Raw genomic sequence first — 18,124 nt, 5'->3', positions numbered from 1 at the left:
ATGATGAATCTTGCCGAATACCGCCGCTCGAATACGCGCCTTGCTGACTTCCTGCCCTGGGCCGCGCTCGTCGACGAGGGAATTGTTTTGAACAAGGATGGCTCGTTTCAGCGGACGGCGCGGTTCATGGGACCGGATCTCGACAGTTCCGTGCCGGCTGAGCTCGTTTCGGTCGCAAGCCGGCTGAACAACGCGCTCCGGCGTCTCGGATCGGGGTGGGCGGTTTTCGTCGAGGCGCAACGGCATTCGGCTGGGCGCTATCCGCCCGACACATTCCCGGATGTCGCATCCGCCTTGGTGGATGCGGAGCGGAAAGCGCAATTCGAGGAGGCCGGCAGCCATTATGAATCGAGCTACTACCTGACCTTCCTTTATCTGCCGCCGGCAGAAACTGCAGCTGTGGCCGAGCGTCTCCTGTACGAGGGCGGCCATCGCGGCGCGGGAGCGGATGCGCGCGAGGTGCTGAGTGGCTTCGTCGACCGGACCAACCGCGTGTTGCAGCTCGTTGAGGGCTTTATGCCGGAATGCGGCTGGCTCGATGACGAGGCAACGCTCACCTACCTGCACTCGACGGTCTCGACCAAGCGGCATCGCGTTCGGGTGCCGGAAATCCCGATGTATCTCGACGCGCTGCTTGCCGATCAGCCGCTGACAGGCGGGCTTGAGCCGATGCTGGGTGACGCGCATGTGCGTGTCCTGACGGTCGTGGGGTTTCCGAGCGCGACGACGCCCGGGATCCTCGATGATCTCAACCGCCTCGCATTCCCGTACCGCTGGTCCACGCGGGCGATCATGCTCGACAAGACGGATGCTCTAAAGCTCCTGACCAGGATCAGGCGGCAATGGTTTGCCAAGCGCAAGTCGATTGCCGCGATCCTGAAGGAGGTCATGACGAACGAGGCGTCCACGCTTCTGGATACCGACGCCCACAACAAGGCGATGGATGCAGATCACGCGCTCCAGGAACTCGGCTCGGATCAGATCGGTGAAGCCTTTGTGACGGTAACCGTCACGGTCTGGGACAGGGATCCGCTCGCGGCGGACGAAAAGCTCCGCCTCGTCGAAAAGGTGATCCAGGGCCGGGACTTTACCTCCATGACCGAGACGGTGAATGCCGTCGAAGCCTGGCTCGGCAGCCTGCCGGGACAAACCTACGCCAATGTTCGCCAGCCTCCGGTCTCTACGTTGAACCTCGCCCACATGATCCCGCTCTCCGCGGTCTGGGCAGGAGAGGCGAGGGATCACCATTTCAAGGCGCCTCCGCTGTTCTTCGGCAAGACGGAAGGATCGACCCCTTTCCGGTTCTCGCTCCATGTCGGCGATGTCGGACACACTCTGATCATTGGGCCGACCGGCGCGGGGAAATCGGTGCTGCTCGCGTTGATGGCGCTGCAGTTCCGGCGATATCCGACCGCTCAGATCTTTGCCTTCGATTTCGGTGGGTCGATACGTGCGGCGGCGATCGCCATGGGTGGCGACTGGCATGATCTCGGCGGCGCCATTGGTGGAGACTCGGCAGAATTCGTGGCGCTCCAGCCGCTTGCGCGCATCGATGATGTCGTGGAGCGCGGTTGGGCAGCCGATTGGATTGCTTCGATTCTGACGCGCGAGCGCATCGAGGTCACGCCCGAGACCAAGGATCATGTCTGGTCGGCCTTGACCTCGCTCGCCTCGGCGCCAGATGGGGAGCGGACGCTGACGGGCTTGTCCGTTCTTCTGCAATCCAATGCCTTGAAGCGGGCGCTGCAACCCTATTGCCTCGGCGGTCCGTTTGAGCGGCTGCTGGATTCGGAAGGTGAGCGGCTGGGAGAAGGCTCCGTCCAGGTGTTTGAGACCGACGGGTTGATCGGGACCGGTGTCGCGCCGGCGGTTCTTTCCTATTTGTTCCACCGGATTGAGGATCGGTTTGACGGCCGTCCGACCCTGCTCATCATCGATGAGGGCTGGCTTGCGCTCGACGATGCCGATTTTGCCGGCAAGCTCCGCGAATGGCTGAAGACTCTGCGCAAGAAGAACGCCTCCGTCGTGTTTGCGACCCAGTCTCTGGCCGATATCGACGGTTCCGCAATTGCGTCCGCCATCATCGAGAGCTGTCCGACCCGCATCCTTCTTCCCAATGACCGCGCGATCGAGCCGCAAATCATGGCGATCTACCGGCGCTTTGGACTGAATGACCGGCAGATCGAGATCCTCGCCCGCGCCACGGCAAAGCGCGACTACTACTGCCAGTCGCGCCGGGGCAACCGGCTGTTCGAGCTCGGCCTTGGTGAGATCGCGCTGGCTTTTGCGGCCGCGTCTTCCAAGGCCGACCAGACTCTCATCGAGCGGGTTCTTGAGGAGCACGGACGAGACGATTTCGTCGCCGGCTGGCTCAAGGCGCGCGACCTCGGCTGGGCCTGCAATCTCATTCCGCAGCTTGCGAGGGAAGGAGGCTTGTCATGAAACGTCTCCGTCCGCTGCTCGTAGCGAGTGTCATCGCCATTGCCGTGGCGCAAATGGCCCGGGAAGGGAAGGCACAGTGGATCGTGTTCGATCCCAACAACTACGTGCAGAATGTGCTGACGGCCGCGCGCGAGCTGCAGCAGATCAACAACCAGATCACCTCGCTGCAAAACGAAGCGCAGATGTTGATCAATCAGGCGAAGAACCTGGCGAGCCTGCCGTACTCGTCCTTGCAGCAGCTCGAGCAATCGATTCAGCGCACGCAGCAGCTGCTCAGCCAAGCGCAGCGCATTACCTACGATGTCCAGCAGATCGATCACGCGTTCTCGACAACTTACGCGCCGGCATCGGCGAGCATGTCCAATGGGCTCCTCGTCGCTAACGCCCAGACACGCTGGCAGAATGCGGTTGCCGGCCTGCAGGACGCCATGCGGGTGCAGGCAACCGTCGTCGGCAATCTCGATAGCAACCGCACCCAGATGTCGACCCTGGTCTCGGCGAGCCAGGGCGCGTCAGGTGCTCTGCAGGCAAGTCAGGCTGGCAACCAGCTCCTTGCACTGCAAGCTCAGCAGCTTGCGGACCTCACGGCCACCGTTGCCGCGCAAGGGCGTGCGCAATCGCTCGAATCCGCGCAGCGGGCCGTCGCTCAGGATCAGGGCAGAGAGCAGCTGCGTCGCTTTCTGACCCAAGGTCAGGGCTATCAACCCACAACAGTGCAGATGTTCCACTGATGATGAAGAACAGATTTGAACGGCTGCCGATGGCGGTGGCTGTTAGCCTCACAGTCCTGGTCGTCGCCGCCTGCGCCATTCGCCTGCGCGGCGACGACGGCGCGACTCAACCTTCCGCCTCGCTCGCGACGAAGCCCGATCCGGCGGCGGCAAAGCTCGAGCAATGCCGCACCGTCACCTCCGAGCAGAGAGAGGCTCTGCTTGAATGCGAGAGGATCTGGGCGGAACGGCGCAGGCAGTTCTTGGGGAGAACCGGATCGGTAAACGGTTCGGATAGCAATGCGGGTACGGCGCCATCTTCCTCTCCGCGGCCGCGTAAGGACGAAAGCCGCCTCCCGTCCCTCTCACCTTCCATTCCAAGCCAAAGCGAGTGAGCAATGGGCGGCACCTCCGTCATCGACCAGTTCCTGGAAACCTTCACCCGCTATATCGACTCCGGATTCGGCCTGGTCGGGGGCGAAATCGGCTATCTCGCCACGACGTTAGCTGCAATCGACCTCACGCTTGCGGGCCTGTTCTGGTCCCTCGGAAGTGATGAGGAGCTTCTTGCCCGGTTCGTCAAAAAAATCTTGTTTGTCGGTGTCTTTGCCTACCTGATCGGCAACTGGAATAGCCTTGCCCGCATCGTCTTCGAGAGCTTTGCGGGTCTTGGCCTCAAGGCCTCGGGCACGAGCCTTTCATCGGCAGATTTCTTGCGGCCAGGTCGGATCGCGCAAGTGGGGCTCGATGCCGGCCGTCTGATCCTTGACTCCATCTCGGGGCTGATGGGGTATGTCAGCTTTTTCGAAAATTTCGTCCAGATCGCGGTCCTGCTGTTCGCCTGGATCGTGGTGCTGCTGGCCTTCTTTATTCTCGCCATCCAGCTCTTCGTCACGCTGATCGAGTTCAAGCTGACGACGCTTGCAGGCTTCGTGCTGATCCCCTTCGGTCTGTTCGGCAAGACCTCCTTTGCGGCCGAACGGGTGCTGGGCAACGTCATCTCCTCCGGCATCAAGGTTTTGGTCCTCGCCGTCATCGTCGGCATCGGATCGACCTTATTCTCGCAGTTCACGGCCGGTTTCGGCGGCAATCAGCCGACCATCGAGAACGCGATGGCGCTGGTGCTCGGCGCACTTTCGTTGTTGGGGCTCGGCATTTTCGGACCTGGGATTGCCAACGGCATCGTCTCCGGAGGTCCGCAGCTCGGCGCAGGTAGCGCCGTCGGGACGGGACTTGCCGCCGGTGGAGTCGTTGCGGCTGGCGGTGGCCTTGCGGCCGGCGCTGCCGGTCTCGCCGGCGGCGCGATTGCAGGCGCCGCACGCGGTGGACGCGCGATTGCAAGTGGCACCATGAGCGTGTTTCGGGCGGGGAGTCAGTCCGGCTCCGAGGCGAGCGCGTCCAAGGCTGCTAGTCCCTTGCGCTCGGTCGCCGCTGGGTTTGGTGGAGCGGCGAGCGATGCCGGAAAGGGGGAAGGGGATGGCTCGAGACCTTCCGACAGTGCGCCCGCCTGGGTTCGGCGCATGAAGAGAGCGCAGACGATCAGCCATGGCGCGTCAGCGGCAAGCCACGCGATCCGTTCGGGTGATCCCGGCGGGGGCGGCGGATCTGTCGACCTCTCCCAACATGACCGCTGATTCTTCTGATCGACCAATTCCGTTTTCTCACCCTTCACTTGAGGTCTAGCAATGTTCAGACGATCGGCCGTTCACTATGGCCGCACCCCAGAAGCCGTCACCCCCTATCAACGCGCAGCTCAAGTCTGGGATGATCGCATTGGGTCTGCGCGCGTGCAGGCCAAGAACTGGCGCTTGATGGCCTTTGGCTGCCTCTTCTTATCCGCTGGTTTCGCCGGCACGCTGGTCTGGCAGTCGGCGCATGGGACGATTACGCCTTGGGTGGTCGAGGTCGATAAATTGGGCGAAGCCAAGGCCGTCGCTCCGGCAAACGCCAGCTATCAACCGACCGATCCGCAAGTAGCTTTTCACCTGGCGCGCTTCATCGAGCATGTGCGTGGCCTGCCGATGGACGCCATCGTCCTGCGCGAAAACTGGCTCCGCGCCTACGACTTTACAACCGATCGCGGCGCGGTCGCACTAAACGACTATGCACGCAACAACGATCCATTCGCCAAGCTCGGCAAGACGCAAATTGCGATCGAGGTCTCGAGCGTCATTCGGGCGTCCCCTGAGAGCTTTCGCCTCGCCTGGGTCGAACGCCGCTACGACAATGGTCAACTTGCCGCAACCGAGCGGTGGAGCGCGATTGTCAGCATCATCGTGGAGATGCCTCGCGATCTCGATCGCCTACGCAAAAATCCCCTTGGCATCTACGTGAATGCCATCAACTGGTCGAAGGAGCTGGGCTAGTCATGCCGTCAGGTCTCGTTATTGCGTCACAGAGGAGCCGCCCGAGGCTGGCTTTGGCTCTCGTTATTGGTGTGGCCACCCTTGGCGGGTGCACCACGTTCAAGCCGTCGCAAATCAGTTACGATAGCGATGTCCCGCCAGCTCCAGATCTGCCGGCGCTCGCCGACGATCGGCCGCGCCCGCTGCATGTCCCGCCGGCCTGGAAGGCAGCGCGCGGCGGCAGGAACGCGGAAGCCAAAGAACCCGTCGAGCGGATTGAGACCGCGAATGACGCGGCACGCGTGCAGCCGCGCAAAGCCGGCTACTTCAACGCGGTGCAGGTGTTTTCGTATAGTCCGGGCGCTCTCTATCAGGTCTATGCCGCACCGGGGCAGATCACCGACATCGCCTTGGAGCCCGGCGAGCAACTGATCGGGGCGGGACCAGTTGCCGCGGGTGATACCGTGCGCTGGGTGGTCGGCGACACCGAAAGCGGCAGTGGCGACACGCGACGTGTGCACATCATGGTGAAGCCGACACGTCCGGCGATCGAGACCAATCTCGTCGTCAACACGGATCGGCGTACTTACCTGGTCGAGCTCCGGTCCCGCGAAAAGCCCTATATGCCACAGGTCGCGTGGTTCTATCCGGAGGATCGGACCGCGCGTGGTCGAGCTCTGCCGCCCACACCCGTCATCCCGGACCAGGCGCAGCGCCGTTACCGCTACGCCATCGAGGGAGACAGCCCACCGTGGCGTCCTGTCAATGCCTATGACGACGGGCGCAAGGTCTACATCGAGTTTTCGCCCGGCATCGGCCAGGGCGAGATGCCGCCGCTCTTCGTGATCGGGCCTGATGGCAAGACCGAGCTCGTCAACTATCGCGCTTACGGCAATGTGCTGATCGTCGACCGGCTGTTCGCGGCCGCGGAACTGAGGCTGGGCGAGGAGCACCAGCAGAAGGTCAGGATCGTCCGAACCGACGGGAGGTCGCTGTGACAGAGACTGGCCAGCCGAATGACATACCCAAGGACGCTCCTCGGGTTAAGCCGCAGAAAGATGTCGCCGAAGCTCTTCGGCTCCGGCCAGATCGGCCGCAAGTGACCCGCCTATCGCGCAAGGTGCTTGCGGGTGGCAGCGCCCTTTTGCTGGTGCTCATCTCTGGTGCGGTGTTCTGGGCTCTGCAGGAGAAGCGATCACGTGCGCCGGCCGCCGACGAGCTTTACGCGACCGACCACCACAATGTCGCCGATCAGCTTGCAACGTTGCCGAAGGATTACACTGAGATCCCGAAGGAGGTGCCGCGTCTTGGACCACCTTTACCCGGCGATCTTGGTCGGCCGATCGTTGCAGCACAGGGCTCTTCGACGCCCAGCCCGCTCGGCGTTGACGCTGAACAGCAGCGCGTCAATCAAGAGAGCGAGGCGGCACGCACCAGCAAGGTGTTTGCCAGCACGAACGTCCGCGCACAGGCCCCTGTCGCATCGCCAAGTGAAGCCCCAGCAAATGCAGCGCCATCATCTGACGAAGCATTTTCCCAGAATGGTCAGGATCGAAAACTTGCGTTCGTCAGTGCTTCCGGTGACCGTCGAACCACCAGCCCCGATCGCCTGGCAAGACCGGTCTCTCCCTTTGTGGTCCAGGCCGGAACGGTCATTCCGGCCGCTCTTATCACGGGGATTCGGTCCGACCTGCCTGGGCAGATCACGGCCCAAGTCACAGAAGCGGTATACGATTCCCCTACCGGGCGAGCTCGCCTTATTCCGCAAGGAGCCCGGCTGATCGGGACGTATGATAGCCAAGTCGCATTTGGCCAATCGCGCGTGCTCCTGGTGTGGACGCGCCTCATCATGCCAAATGGACGGTCGATCGTCCTGGAGCGGCAGCCGGGCGCGGACGTCGCGGGCTACTCTGGGCTTGAGGATGAGGTCGACAACCATTGGAAAGAGCTGTTGGGGGCCGCTGCGCTGTCGACGCTGCTCGCCGTCGGCACCGAAGTGAATTCCGGATCGGATACGGGTAGTACCAACAGCGACCTCATCGCTGCGCTCCGCCGCGGGGCGGGGGACTCGATGAACCAGACGGGCCAGCAGGTGGTCCGCCGCAATCTCAACATCCAGCCGACCTTGACGATTCGTCCGGGATTTCCCCTGCGGGTGATCGTCAACCGTGACCTGGTGCTCGAACCGTACAGAGGATGAGGACGATGTCAAAACTCAAACTCGGAGCCTTAGAAGACGATAAGCCCATCAAGGTGACACACGAACTACCTGCGAGCGTGCACCGCGATCTCGTGTCATACGCTGAAATCCTCGCCCAGGAGACTGGCCAGCCAATCCAGGATCCATCGAAACTCATTGCACCGATGCTGGCGCGGTTCATGGCTGCCGACAGGAGCTTTCGGAAAGCTCGCCGAGCTCGTCAGCCTCCAATCGGAGGCGAACGGTAGCGCGCTGTGAGCAGCTTCAGGAATTCCCGCAGGGCCGGGTTTTCATTGTCGGGGCGCCAAGAGGCCGAAAAGTCGAAGCGGCTGGGCGCCGTGCCATCGCGTAGCTCTCGGTACAAAAGGCCCGCAATATTTGCCCCTATATCCGACTCGAGCACCAGGCTTATTCCCGTGTTCATGCTGATTAGGCTCTTGATGATGCCAGGACTGACGTCGTGGCGCTTGATCTTAGGGCGCTCCTCGGGCGAGAGGAGCTTGGAAATCAGAAGATCTTCGAGCTCCTTTCCCGGGTCATAATGGCTGAGTAGCACTGTCTCGTCCCGCAGGTCAGCCCAGCACACAGTCTCTCGCATGGCGAGCGGATGATCATGGGGCAAGGCCACCAGAACACGCTCGCTCCAAAGCGGCATTTCTTCGGTGTTCAACAACGGGAGCCTCCCTGTCACGATCAGCACATCCAGCGCGCCGTTTCGAAGCGCCGCGGCCAAACGCGTCCGTGATCGTTCGACCGTCACAAGTTCGATCTGCGGGAATCGCTCTTTGAACGCGAGTAGCGACGTTTGCAGATTGCCTGCCGAAAGTGAGGTGCAGAAGCCGACGGTCAGACGGCCGGTTTCGCTGTTATGGACAGATATCGCGGTGGCGAGCAGCGCGTCGAATTCTTCCAGAATGCTCCTTGCCAGGCGAAGCACGTCGCGGCCGGCCTGCGTCGGTCGCACGCCTCCGCTATAGCGCTCGAAGATTGCGATGCCCAAGTGGTGCTCGATTTCATCGATTCTTCGGCTGAGACTCGATTGTTGCGACTTCAACAACTCCGCGGCTCCGCGGAAGCTGCCGCAATCGGCCGCAGCAACAGCCGATCTCAGGTGTTTCAGCTCGATTGCCTTGCTGGCTTGAAGGGAGGGTCTTGATCGACGTGGTTTGTGCATCGTAAGTCTTAAGCAGATGGGTTTTCCGCTCCAATGTGCAGCGATGCCCCGATTGTACTTGCTTCCAGATCCTAGGCGGCCGCTCGGATGACTGGCGCCCAGAGCACCGGACCTGAGATGTGTCCCGCTTTGCGGATGCGATGCAACGCATCGGGCGAGACCTCGAGGTATCCAGCAATGGCCGTGGTGTTTCCGAGAGGACGAGCTTTTCCGATCGGGCGGAGGGGCCAGCCTGCGCGCCGAAGAATGCGCTCCATCCGGGCGTCGGTGACAGTGACGATTTCGGTCAACTCGATGGAAAGGCCGAACTCAATCATGCCCGCAAACAGCTCGTAAGTGGCAGCAGCAAGTCCGCCCTTAGCCTTCGGTGCATCCGACGGAACATCGAGCGCAAATCGGCTGCTCTCCCAGATCCGATCGCCTCGTGGCGCCGGCTGCCCGTCCAGAAGGATTGGGAAGGTGTCTCTCAACATGGTTGGGCCGGTTGAAGGCAGAAGCCGGACGCAACCCTGAAGACATGCATTGCTTGAGCGGTTCAGTAGATGCACCGGCCGAAGGACATCAAACTCGTCGACCTCCATGTCGCCGCTGACCCCGACGTCCCAATCCAGGCGCTGTTTGAAAACACGATACCTCAGTCGATGCATCTCGGCGAGATCATCGAGGAACTCGCCGTAATAATCTGGGGTGATGAGCTGCATCATTCTTGCCTCTCTGCTTTGCTCGTCAAACAAAGCAGAGAGTCCGAGGCTGGCGCATCCTGTGCAGTCACACAGGTGTCTATGGCGAGGCGGCGCTCTATCTTCGAAACTTTGCCTCGGTCAATAGGACGACGGCTTGACGAAGCGAGCCAACGCCGAGCTTCGCTCGGGCGTTATCCAGGTGAAAGCACGCGGTACGCTCGGACATGCCGAGAATAATCCCGATGTCGCCAGCAGATTTGCCGCGCGAAGACCATTCAAGGCATTCGAGCTCTCGGGGAGACAGCACCACACCGCCGACCATGCGATCGGCGGTCCAGAAACGCCTTGCATGTGCATGGAAGAACGTCGCGATTAGTCGCAGGTTCTGGGCATGTTCGAGTACCGAGCGCTCAAAATTGGTGCGACGGTCGTCGGTCGCAAAGCTCAGCGCGGCGAGCGGACCGTTGTCATCGTGGATTGGAAGTGTGAATCCATAACGGATGCCGAATTTAGCAGCCTCTTCAAACAAGTCGCGCTCCCGTTCCGATCGGATGGGCGGGCCAAATTCCAGCCCCCATTGAAACGGCTGACTATCTCGAATCGCCCGACGCACCACGGGATCAACAGATTCGTACTTGTGTCGAAGGTAGTGTGCTGTCCACGATTGTGGGTATGTCGAGATTAGGTTCGGGCGCCCACCCGGTTTATGGGAGAGCGCAAGATAGGCGAAGCAAGATAGATTCAGCGCCTCGGCGATATCTGCCATCCCCTGCTGGGCAGAGTCACGATCTGTGCTTTCGGCGAGCCGGTCGGCGAGTTTTTGAAAGGCTCGATGCAGCGCGTATGACCACACGGTGTCCTCGTAATAAGGCGAATCGAACACGTTCTGAGCGGGCCGCTCAGGACACTTGCATCCAAGTATGCTGGTTCAAGGTTAGCTGCAACCTGGACAAGTCAGCGCTGGCCGAATTCAATTCTGCGGTCTTTGCTAAATCGTGGGGCTGGGGCCTCCTCGAGAACTCGCAGTTTTGTCCGTTTGGAATCCTGCATGGCTAGCTGGAAAGATGGTGAATTTCCGCAAGATCTGGCCATCTACGGCGTAGGTGGCACTACTTTATGGATTAAAGTGCCTCAAGGAGATCGCAAATGAAGATCGGTGTTCCCAAGGAAATCAAGACCCACGAATATCGCGTCGGCCTTACGCCGGGAGCCGTGCGCGAATACGTGGCCGCCGGTCACAGCGTGCTCATCGAAACGAATGCTGGCTCTGGCATTGGCGCAACGGATGAGGACTATCGCAAGGCGGGCGCAACGATCGTGGGCTCCGCTCGGGAGGTATTCTCATCTAGCGAGATGATCGTGAAGGTCAAGGAGCCTCAGCCTTCCGAATGGACCCAGCTGCGAGAGAACCAAATTCTATTCACGTACCTACATTTGGCACCCGATCCCGAGCAGGCTAAGGGGCTCCTCAAGTCTGGGTGCACGGCAATTGCCTACGAGACCGTGACTGATGCGCGCGGCGGGCTTCCTCTGCTTGCACCTATGAGCGAGGTTGCGGGTAGGCTTGCCATCGAAGCGGCAGGTAGCGCCCTCAGGCGCCACGCCGACGGACGGGGATTGTTGATTGGCGGTGTACCTGGTGTCCCTCCGGCCCGCGTCGTGGTGATAGGCGGCGGCGTGGTCGGTACGCATGCGGCGCGAATGGCGGTAGGTTTGGGTGCCGAGGTCACGATTCTTGACCGTTCGATTTCCCGACTTCGTGAACTGGATGAACTGTTCGAAGGCCGCGTTCGTACCAGGTTTTCGACAATAGACGCCCTCGAGCAGGAGGTATTTGCGGCGGATGCTGTCGTTGGCGCCGTGCTTGTCCCCGGCGCGAGCGCGCCAAAGCTTGTCAGCCGGGGCATGTTGAGCTCGATGCGCAAAGGCTCGGTGATCGTGGATGTGGCTATCGATCAAGGCGGTTGTTTCGAGACATCGCGTCCGACGACGCACGCTGATCCAACCTACGAAGTTGATGGCGTCATCCATTATTGCGTCGCCAATATGCCGGGAGCTGTTCCGCTCACCTCCAGCCAGGCACTGAACCACGCGACTCTTCCATTTGGGTTGGCTCTTGCCCAAAAGGGATTTGCTGCCGTGCTCGAAGATCCGCATCTGCGCGCAGGTCTCAATGTCTACCGAGGCCGGCTGACTTATAAGGCTGTGGCTGAAAGTCTCGGCTTGCCGTTTTCACCGATCGATCAGGCCGCGGCCTGATCCCAGAGGCCTCCCTAGGAGGCGTTTTCCTCCCTGACTTGGCGGGCCACTCCTTCGGGAGTGGCCCCTTTTTTTTAGACCGTCTATGAATTCGTTCAGAGAAACTTGAGCTGCCGCGGAAGCAAGAAACTAACTTGCGATACGAGTTCAGTAAGGACGACCTTGCGGTCTGGTAGTCTGCAAAAACGAGCACTGTTCCAGTATCTCCGTCCGATCTGCATATTTCCAGACCTGACGCAGCGCTCATGGCGTCGATCGGCGCGCCCGCAGACCGCTCCCAGATCCCCTGAGGTGAGCTCGCCACCAGGAATATACTCATCATCACGGCTGCGCGGCCTTAGAAATGATATTCCTACGTACGACTCCGCCTGTAGTCGCCAAGCAAAGCTTCGTTGGCGGAATGGTCCGGTACATCGTCCTTCCACCGCACGGATCCGAACGGGCGTTCTAGCATGCGACGAATACGCACGGGCTCGGGACCGGTGTGGAAGGCCGCCGCTTGACGGTCTAGCGCGCGTTCGGAGTGGGTCGATCGGTTGCGTTGACGTAGATAATCAAGCCACGTCGGGCAATGGTAGCGCTCGGTCCACAGTTCGGGATCGGCAATATCACGTGCGATCGACCAGCCATACGCGCCATTCCGTTTCCGGAACAGCTGCACGTCTTGCATCACATTGTGAAAGGCCCGCGCATTCTCTTGTGCCACGCGATATTCGATTTCTATCACAAGCGGTCCACTACGATCGGTTAGCGCAAGCCTAACCTCAGGATGCGCGAGCGCCTCGGCGTCCTCGCTTCGTGGGTTTATGCGAGGCATGCGAAGCCAGAACCCCAATAGCGGAGAAATCAACATCAGGACGGCGGATAACAAAAGTGCCGTTTCGACGCCGGCGGCATCGGTCAGGCGACCCCAGCCCCAGCTACCGACGGCAATCCCGCCCGAGCTCGCGGCCTGGTAGGCCGCGAGCGAGCGTCCCGCGACCCAGCGCGGTGCCGACAGTTGCACGCCAATGTTGAAAAGGGCCCACGCCATCATCCACACAGCCCCTGCAAGGACAAGAGCGACCGATGTTAGAACCAGCTCGCGGCTCAACGCCACCGCGGCAAGCGCGCCCCCCATCGACAGTGCGCAGGCGCGGATTGCTGCCTCACCGCTCATGCGCTTCCGCACTTCGGGTACGTTTAGTGCTCCGATCACCGCGCCAAGGCCAAACGCGCTGAGCGTAATCCCGTACGTCTGGGCATCGCCTCGGAGGAGATCGCGCGCGACTAACGGCATTAGCGCGATGATTGCGCCGCCGATCACGCCCGTGATCATGGAGCGGATCAGAACAATTTTGATCGGGGGCGAATTAGCGATGTAGCGCACCCCCGAAACGATGGCACGATTTAGCTTTTCGGGGGGAAGATACGAGGGCTCGGAAATTCGCTTCCACAAGAATAGCGCAACAAGCAGCGGCAGATATAGCAACGCGTTCAACGCAAAGGAAGCTACTGCGCCCGCTGTCGCAACCACAATGCCGCCGATCGCCGGTCCCACGCTGCGCGCGATATTGTAGCTGATGCTGTTTAGCGCGACCGCCGCTGGAAGTGCGTCCGCTGGCACCTGCTCGCTAACGGAGGACTGCCAAGCAGGATCCATCAGGGCCACGCCGCTGCCTATTACGAAACACAGTATCAGTAACAGGTCCGGCGTGACTAGGCCGCGCCAGGCAAGTATCGTCAGCGCGGTCGCACCAGCGAGCGAGATGCCCAAGGAGACGAGCATCACGATGCGCCGGTCATACATGTCAGCAATCGCGCCGGCTGGCATTGAGATCAGCATAACGGGCAGCAACAAAGCAGTCTGGACTAGCGCAACTTTGTCGGCCGACGATGTCATCTGGGTCATCGCCCACGCCGCGCCGACGCTCCGAATCAGGGCGCCCAGATTCGTAAGTAGACTTGCGAGCCAGATACGCCGGAAAGTGAGGTGGCGGAACGGTGCAGTGATGCCTTCAGCGCTGAACGTCCGAGACTTGGCAGAATAAGTCATCTCGCTTGCTGCCTTGCCTCCGATGAATTGAAGAGAGGATCCGAAAATCGGTTGCTGAACGGGGTGAGCGGCCCTGCCTGATTTGTGCCGCATGCGTGTGCGAAAAGCGTTAAGAGAGCCAAGCTTGCTCCGAGATTTCGCTCTGGTGTTGTCCAGCGTGATGCGAGCGAATCTGTTTCTTGTCCTGCAAGCGCGAGCGTCAACGACACCGCACTTTGCCTAGCCGCTCCGTGCGACATGCCAGCCCTTTCGCCCAGATGTGGCACGCACTTAATGGCGCCAGAGGCTGCATTCTCTGGGATAAGTATTGATCCCGAATAGTGATTTTATCGTGGCCGGCCGTGGGAAGCGAGCTGCTGCGTTAGCCTGGCCGCGGATGGACCGCCGCCGATTTCTTGAGATTCGCATGGTCTCGATACACTACAAGATCGATATGGCAGTTTGCAGCGTTTTCGGCGCATTGAGCGATGAAAAAGCGCGAGGTGTGCTGGGCAAGCCGCCACCCTCTGTTCGGTAAACGCTTGCCAGCTCCTCCGCGATCGAGTTAGTCAGCTCGCTCGCGCCACAAAGTTCATGCAATAGACAGCCAGCGCCGCGATCTGGGTGAGAAGCTGCTCGAGTTGGGAATTGCACCTCTAGCGCAAACGTCTGCGCTCGCTTCGTAGCGGACCCCCGGCAGTGCGCTTTCTGATCTGGCGATGGACAAACGAGGACAAGCAGATTCGCTTGGCGAGATACGCTTCAATCCTCGGATGGAGCCTCAATTGGAATGGCAAAGCCGGCTTTTACCCGGTCCATTACGACCATCGTCTTGAAGCCTTTGATATCAGGGTTCTCACGGAAGAAACGCCGGGTGAACTGCTCATAATCGTCCATGGTGCGCGCGGTAATGTACAAGACAAAATCAGCATCGCCTGTAACGTAAAACCCATTGACGACTTCAACTGACGATTTGATAGCCTTCTTGAATCTATCAATGATGTCCGAGCGCTCGCGCTCCAAGGTCACCAGCACAAGCATCTGAATAGGTCGCCCTACCGCCTTCGCCGAGACGATGGAAACGTCGGCCTCGATGATGCCGTCCGAGCGAAGCCTCTTTAGTCTGCGTTGACACGCGGTAGCAGAAAGCCCGGCCAGTTCGCCAATCGCCTCCGATGTCAAACGGTTATTCTTTTGCACAATCTCGAGGATGTGAGCGTCGATTCGGTCGTATTGCATAACCGGCTCCGGGCTTGAGAGGAAATTCTGCAGCGAGTCGATGCGTGACGCAGAAAAAGTTCTCGAAGTGACGAAATCTCATTGAAAAACATCGTTACAACACCAGTATCGTTGATCCGTCGGCAATTTCAACAAATATGCGCTGCATGACTTGCAAAATGCTCTTTGAATGGCCTCGCTCCTGCTACTCCGACGCACCGCGAAGATCACAGCCTGGAGCGGCGAAATAGAAATAAGAGTTGCTGTCGATCCGCTGGCGTTCGGTGCCGGTATGACGTCGGCCCTCGAGTGCGACGGGCCTCTTTGTCGATGACGATAAGTTCGTTGGCTGGCGATATTTTTCTGCTCGGTCATGCAGAGATCCGCAACTCTCTTGCCTGGCGTCAATACGGATGATGATTGCGTCACATGGAGGCTGTTGAAGGCGACGGCGCCAACTGGCTGATCGAGATCTTCGTCTGAGCAATTAAGTTCTCGGGTCGTAAGCCGGTGAGGGTAACGTGTTCGTAGGATAAGACTGCAAGATCCTGCTATGCCGCTGTCAAGCGATATGCCCCCGGCTTTGATGCAGCCGGGAGCATGGTTTTGCCGAACTGGATAAAGCTAAACGCCTATCAGGCTACGGATCGGCTCAGCCGAGTTTTACTATCATCTGTTGCAATGACGTCCGCGACCATCTCAGCTGTGACAGCGGATAATGTCCAGCCGAGATGACCATGACCGGTGTTGTAGAAGATATTCGGCCGTCTACCTCGGCCGACCCTCGGCATCATGATAGGTGTCATTGGACGCAAGCCTGCCCATGGCACCACCTGTACGGTGGACACATCCGGAAAAGATCGCTCTACCCAGCGCACCAGAGGCTTAATTCGGTCCCAGCGAATGTCGCGGTTCTCGCCGTTGAATTCGGCAGTCCCAGCCACGCGGAAGCGATCTTCTCCTAACCGGCTGGTCACGATCTTGGTGGCCTCGTCGAGCAGGCTGACACGTGGCGCAGCCTTTTGGCTCGTTTCGTCGCCCAGCTCGACCGTGATGGAGTACCCCTTCACGGGATAAATGTTTATCTTGTCCCCCAGCATTGAAGCAATGCGGCGGCTGCCGACTCCAGCGCAGACCACTGCTCTTTCAGCTTTAAGTTCCTCCCTCAGAGGGCTCTCTTCCCAGCGCACGACCACACCGTCTCGATCGGCTTGCATGCCGCAGATCTCTGCACCAAAGACGAAGCGCACGCCCCGTCGCTCGCAAGCCGCAGCGAGACCACGCGTGAACTTGTGAATGTCGCCTGTTGAGTCAGACGGGGTAAAGAAACCACCGTAATACTGGTCACGCAACGCTGGCTCTATCGCGAGCATTTCGGAGGGCGTCACGGGGCGACGATCCAATCCGCCCTTCAGCAGCAACTGATTCACGCGAGAAGCCGTATCGAAGTCGGCCTTACTCGAATAAACGTGTAATATTCCTCGCCGGTCCAAATCGAAAGCGATGCTCTCCCGATCGGCAAGCTCAAACAGATGTTGCCGCGCCGCTATCGCCAGCTTTGTTGTTTCGACGTATTGCGACGGTAATGACGGATCTGGCCTACGAACTCTGCCAGCCAAGTATATTTGTGAAAACTGGGGCTTGGGTTCAGCAGCAATGGTGCGTCCTTGCGCAGCATCCACCTCAAGCCTTTTACGATCGTTGCGGTGTTATTCCAGACTTCGGCATTGCTTGCCGATAATTGTCCGCCATTCGCAAACGAAGTGTCCATCGCGGGATAACGCTGGCGGTCAAAGACAGTGACCGAATAGCCGCGGCAGGCCAACGCATGGGCTGTTGTAACTCCGGTGATACCGGATCCGATAATGATGATCGTGCTCATCGTATGCTCCAAGACAGGGATGAATGAACGGTGAAATGGCTTTCGCCATCACTCCGTCCCCAAATCTGTCCATGCACCTGAGAGCTTTCTCCGCAATCCAAGTGGATAACGGTCCCCTTCGGTGGGTGCCGACCGGCACCTCTCTCCAGATCGTCCTCGGTGTGCGGTCCTGGGCCTGAGAGTTTCCTTGGGGGGGTGCTCCGTCGGCGGCGATGTGCCTGTCAGCTCATCGCACTCTCCCGCACACCATCGTCAGACACGATAACAGTCTCAGACGTACTCACTACATGTCAAGCCATGACGCATCGTTGAAGCTCGAAAATCGGCGGTGTAAGCGATGCTCGATAATGCTGCCCTGGCCAACCGTCCGATCACCAGCTGGTTGCCGCAAGATCGCTGTGGTGGCGTAGCATGTGACGATCTATCCGCTGGATGTCTCACCGGTTTTGAACAAGCTCTTGCTGCAGAACGCAGCAATACTGCGGTCTTAACAAAAAAACGCACAATGTGAGCGTGGAGCAGCTCTAATAAATATATGGTGATGTAGGACCCTCCAAGAGCTGTGCGCGGCATGCACCTCTTTCAACGTCGAGTCAAAATGGACGTCTGCACCCCTGACTCGCTTGCTCTGCTCGACGGAAGGTTCTGCAGCGTTCTGGCCTCGACGTTTCTCGCGTCTGGCGGTAGAATTGACTCCTGCTTGGCGCGCAACGAGCTGAGGTTCTCTGCTAGTTCGGTGATCAACTCCGGCGATCTCCAAGTTCTGCGATTTCACGTCGCTGCTTCGCCAAATGCGCCAGCCGATCACAAGAGTCAGCTCGCGCGTTTCGATCTGGGGTTGATCGGCTCTCAAGCGCTTGGTCGCGCCTTGCGAACTAGGATCTCAGCTGAAAGAGCATGCTGTTTTCATATGAAGCCCAAAAGATCCGGGCGCCGAGTTGAGGATAGATGTCGTACGCTCTCGATCTGCGTTGAACTCCATGGAGAATCGCGGTGAGACATGCCGTCTTCGTCTTCTGCGTCGATCACGAAAGGGATCCGGTTGCGGGTCACGTTCTGGATGCCCTTAAGACCGAATGCACCCTTGTTCGAACGGGTTTAGAGCTCGATGGGCACTCCATACTCGAGGTTCCTGGCTTGCATGACGCCAGGATTTCGATCGTGCCCACTAACGAGGTCGTAAGTAACGACTATGGG

The 18,124-nt window shown here is 59.6% G+C and carries 15 protein-coding genes, 1 pseudogene and 2 riboswitches; of the genes and pseudogenes, 10 read left to right on the top strand and 6 right to left on the bottom strand.

Annotated features, from left to right (window positions below; all coding sequences use genetic code 11):
- The 8 genes from trbE to AC0L23_RS36020 are packed head-to-tail and all read left to right on the top strand — an operon-like array spanning position 1 to position 7,945.
- The gene (gene trbE / locus AC0L23_RS36055; protein ID WP_473358110.1) at positions 1 to 2,442 is read left to right on the top strand and encodes a conjugal transfer protein TrbE; all 2,442 of its coding nucleotides are present in this window, start codon (positions 1 to 3) and stop codon (positions 2,440 to 2,442) included.
- Positions 2,439 to 3,173, top strand: coding sequence for a P-type conjugative transfer protein TrbJ (gene trbJ, locus AC0L23_RS36050; protein WP_473358109.1), 735 nt, complete (start codon positions 2,439 to 2,441; stop codon positions 3,171 to 3,173). Before trbE ends, trbJ begins: the two co-directional genes overlap by 4 nt.
- Complete coding sequence (gene trbK-alt / locus AC0L23_RS36045; RefSeq protein WP_473358108.1) at positions 3,173 to 3,547, top strand: putative entry exclusion protein TrbK-alt; 375 nt, start codon at positions 3,173 to 3,175, stop codon at positions 3,545 to 3,547. Before trbJ ends, trbK-alt begins: the two co-directional genes overlap by 1 nt.
- Before the next feature lie 3 nt (positions 3,548 to 3,550).
- Positions 3,551 to 4,786 (top strand): P-type conjugative transfer protein TrbL, encoded by a 1,236-nt coding sequence (gene trbL / locus AC0L23_RS36040; protein ID WP_473358107.1) that lies wholly within the window; start codon positions 3,551 to 3,553, stop codon positions 4,784 to 4,786.
- Between the two features lie 51 nt (positions 4,787 to 4,837).
- On the top strand, positions 4,838 to 5,518 hold the full coding sequence (gene trbF / locus AC0L23_RS36035) for a conjugal transfer protein TrbF (RefSeq protein WP_473358106.1): 681 nt from the start codon (positions 4,838 to 4,840) through the stop codon (positions 5,516 to 5,518).
- A 2-nt stretch (positions 5,519 to 5,520) separates the two neighbouring features.
- Positions 5,521 to 6,495: a P-type conjugative transfer protein TrbG gene (gene trbG / locus AC0L23_RS36030; protein WP_473358105.1), complete on the top strand. Its 975-nt coding sequence runs from the start codon at positions 5,521 to 5,523 to the stop codon at positions 6,493 to 6,495.
- Entirely contained in the window at positions 6,492 to 7,697 is a 1,206-nt protein-coding gene (locus AC0L23_RS36025) for a TraB/TrbI/VirB10 family type IV secretion system protein (protein ID WP_473358104.1), read from the top strand. The genes trbG and AC0L23_RS36025 overlap by 4 nt, the downstream gene beginning before the upstream one ends.
- 5 nt (positions 7,698 to 7,702) lie before the next feature.
- Positions 7,703 to 7,945, top strand: a complete 243-nt coding sequence (locus AC0L23_RS36020; protein WP_085348649.1) for a DUF2274 domain-containing protein — start codon at positions 7,703 to 7,705, stop codon at positions 7,943 to 7,945.
- Here the strand turns inward: AC0L23_RS36020 and AC0L23_RS36015 are convergent.
- The 3 genes from AC0L23_RS36015 to AC0L23_RS36005 form a co-directional block, all read right to left on the bottom strand.
- Complete coding sequence (locus AC0L23_RS36015) at positions 7,918 to 8,871, bottom strand: LysR family transcriptional regulator (protein WP_473358103.1); 954 nt, start codon at positions 8,869 to 8,871, stop codon at positions 7,918 to 7,920. The two genes, AC0L23_RS36020 and AC0L23_RS36015, sit on opposite strands and share 28 nt — an antisense overlap.
- 71 nt (positions 8,872 to 8,942) lie before the next feature.
- Complete coding sequence (locus AC0L23_RS36010; RefSeq protein WP_473358102.1) at positions 8,943 to 9,575, bottom strand: acyl-homoserine-lactone synthase; 633 nt, start codon at positions 9,573 to 9,575, stop codon at positions 8,943 to 8,945.
- A gap of 94 nt (positions 9,576 to 9,669) precedes the next feature.
- Positions 9,670 to 10,392, bottom strand: a complete 723-nt coding sequence (locus tag AC0L23_RS36005) for a helix-turn-helix transcriptional regulator (protein WP_473358125.1) — start codon at positions 10,390 to 10,392, stop codon at positions 9,670 to 9,672.
- Positions 10,393 to 10,700: 308 nt separating this feature from the next.
- Between AC0L23_RS36005 and ald the strand changes: the two genes are divergently transcribed.
- Positions 10,701 to 11,813, top strand: coding sequence for an alanine dehydrogenase (ald, locus tag AC0L23_RS36000; RefSeq protein WP_473358101.1), 1,113 nt, complete (start codon positions 10,701 to 10,703; stop codon positions 11,811 to 11,813).
- 352 nt (positions 11,814 to 12,165) lie between these two features.
- On the opposite strand, the gene AC0L23_RS35995 is transcribed toward ald, so the two are convergent.
- The 3 genes and pseudogenes from AC0L23_RS35995 to AC0L23_RS35985 form a co-directional block, all read right to left on the bottom strand.
- On the bottom strand, positions 12,166 to 13,848 hold the full coding sequence (locus tag AC0L23_RS35995) for an MFS transporter (protein ID WP_473358100.1): 1,683 nt from the start codon (positions 13,846 to 13,848) through the stop codon (positions 12,166 to 12,168).
- A gap of 741 nt (positions 13,849 to 14,589) precedes the next feature.
- Positions 14,590 to 15,066, bottom strand: coding sequence for an Lrp/AsnC family transcriptional regulator (locus AC0L23_RS35990; RefSeq protein ID WP_279691997.1), 477 nt, complete (start codon positions 15,064 to 15,066; stop codon positions 14,590 to 14,592).
- Between the two features lie 614 nt (positions 15,067 to 15,680).
- Positions 15,681 to 16,927 (bottom strand): annotated as a pseudogene (locus AC0L23_RS35985) (D-amino acid dehydrogenase).
- Positions 16,928 to 16,990: 63 nt separating this feature from the next.
- Positions 16,991 to 17,078, bottom strand: a riboswitch (glycine riboswitch).
- Between the two features lie 3 nt (positions 17,079 to 17,081).
- Positions 17,082 to 17,179, bottom strand: a riboswitch (glycine riboswitch).
- Positions 17,180 to 17,920: 741 nt separating this feature from the next.
- Between AC0L23_RS35985 and AC0L23_RS35980 the strand changes: the two are divergent.
- Positions 17,921 to 18,124, top strand: a 204-nt coding sequence (locus AC0L23_RS35980; protein ID WP_473358099.1) for a hypothetical protein, incomplete at its 3' end; no start/stop codon positions are given.

The organism is Bradyrhizobium sp. MI1.4, from assembly GCF_055811315.1.
The sequence above is the reverse complement of the archived record's forward strand: the minus strand, read 5'-3'. Positions and strand labels throughout refer to the sequence as shown.

Excerpts from the sequence above, each read along its gene's own strand:
- trbE (WP_473358110.1), top strand. The coding sequence starts at position 1 with ATGATGAATCTTGCCGAATACCGCCGCTCGAATACGCGCCTTGCTGAC.
- trbJ (WP_473358109.1), top strand. The coding sequence starts at position 2,439 with ATGAAACGTCTCCGTCCGCTGCTCGTAGCGAGTGTCATCGCCATTGCC.
- trbK-alt (WP_473358108.1), top strand. The coding sequence starts at position 3,173 with ATGATGAAGAACAGATTTGAACGGCTGCCGATGGCGGTGGCTGTTAGC.
- trbL (WP_473358107.1), top strand. The coding sequence starts at position 3,551 with ATGGGCGGCACCTCCGTCATCGACCAGTTCCTGGAAACCTTCACCCGC.
- trbF (WP_473358106.1), top strand. The coding sequence starts at position 4,838 with ATGTTCAGACGATCGGCCGTTCACTATGGCCGCACCCCAGAAGCCGTC.
- trbG (WP_473358105.1), top strand. The coding sequence starts at position 5,521 with ATGCCGTCAGGTCTCGTTATTGCGTCACAGAGGAGCCGCCCGAGGCTG.
- AC0L23_RS36020 (WP_085348649.1), top strand. The coding sequence starts at position 7,703 with ATGTCAAAACTCAAACTCGGAGCCTTAGAAGACGATAAGCCCATCAAG.
- AC0L23_RS36015 (WP_473358103.1), bottom strand. The coding sequence starts at position 8,871 with ATGCACAAACCACGTCGATCAAGACCCTCCCTTCAAGCCAGCAAGGCA.
- AC0L23_RS36010 (WP_473358102.1), bottom strand. The coding sequence starts at position 9,575 with ATGATGCAGCTCATCACCCCAGATTATTACGGCGAGTTCCTCGATGAT.
- ald (WP_473358101.1), top strand. The coding sequence starts at position 10,701 with ATGAAGATCGGTGTTCCCAAGGAAATCAAGACCCACGAATATCGCGTC.
- AC0L23_RS35995 (WP_473358100.1), bottom strand. The coding sequence starts at position 13,848 with ATGACTTATTCTGCCAAGTCTCGGACGTTCAGCGCTGAAGGCATCACT.
- AC0L23_RS35990 (WP_279691997.1), bottom strand. The coding sequence starts at position 15,066 with ATGCAATACGACCGAATCGACGCTCACATCCTCGAGATTGTGCAAAAG.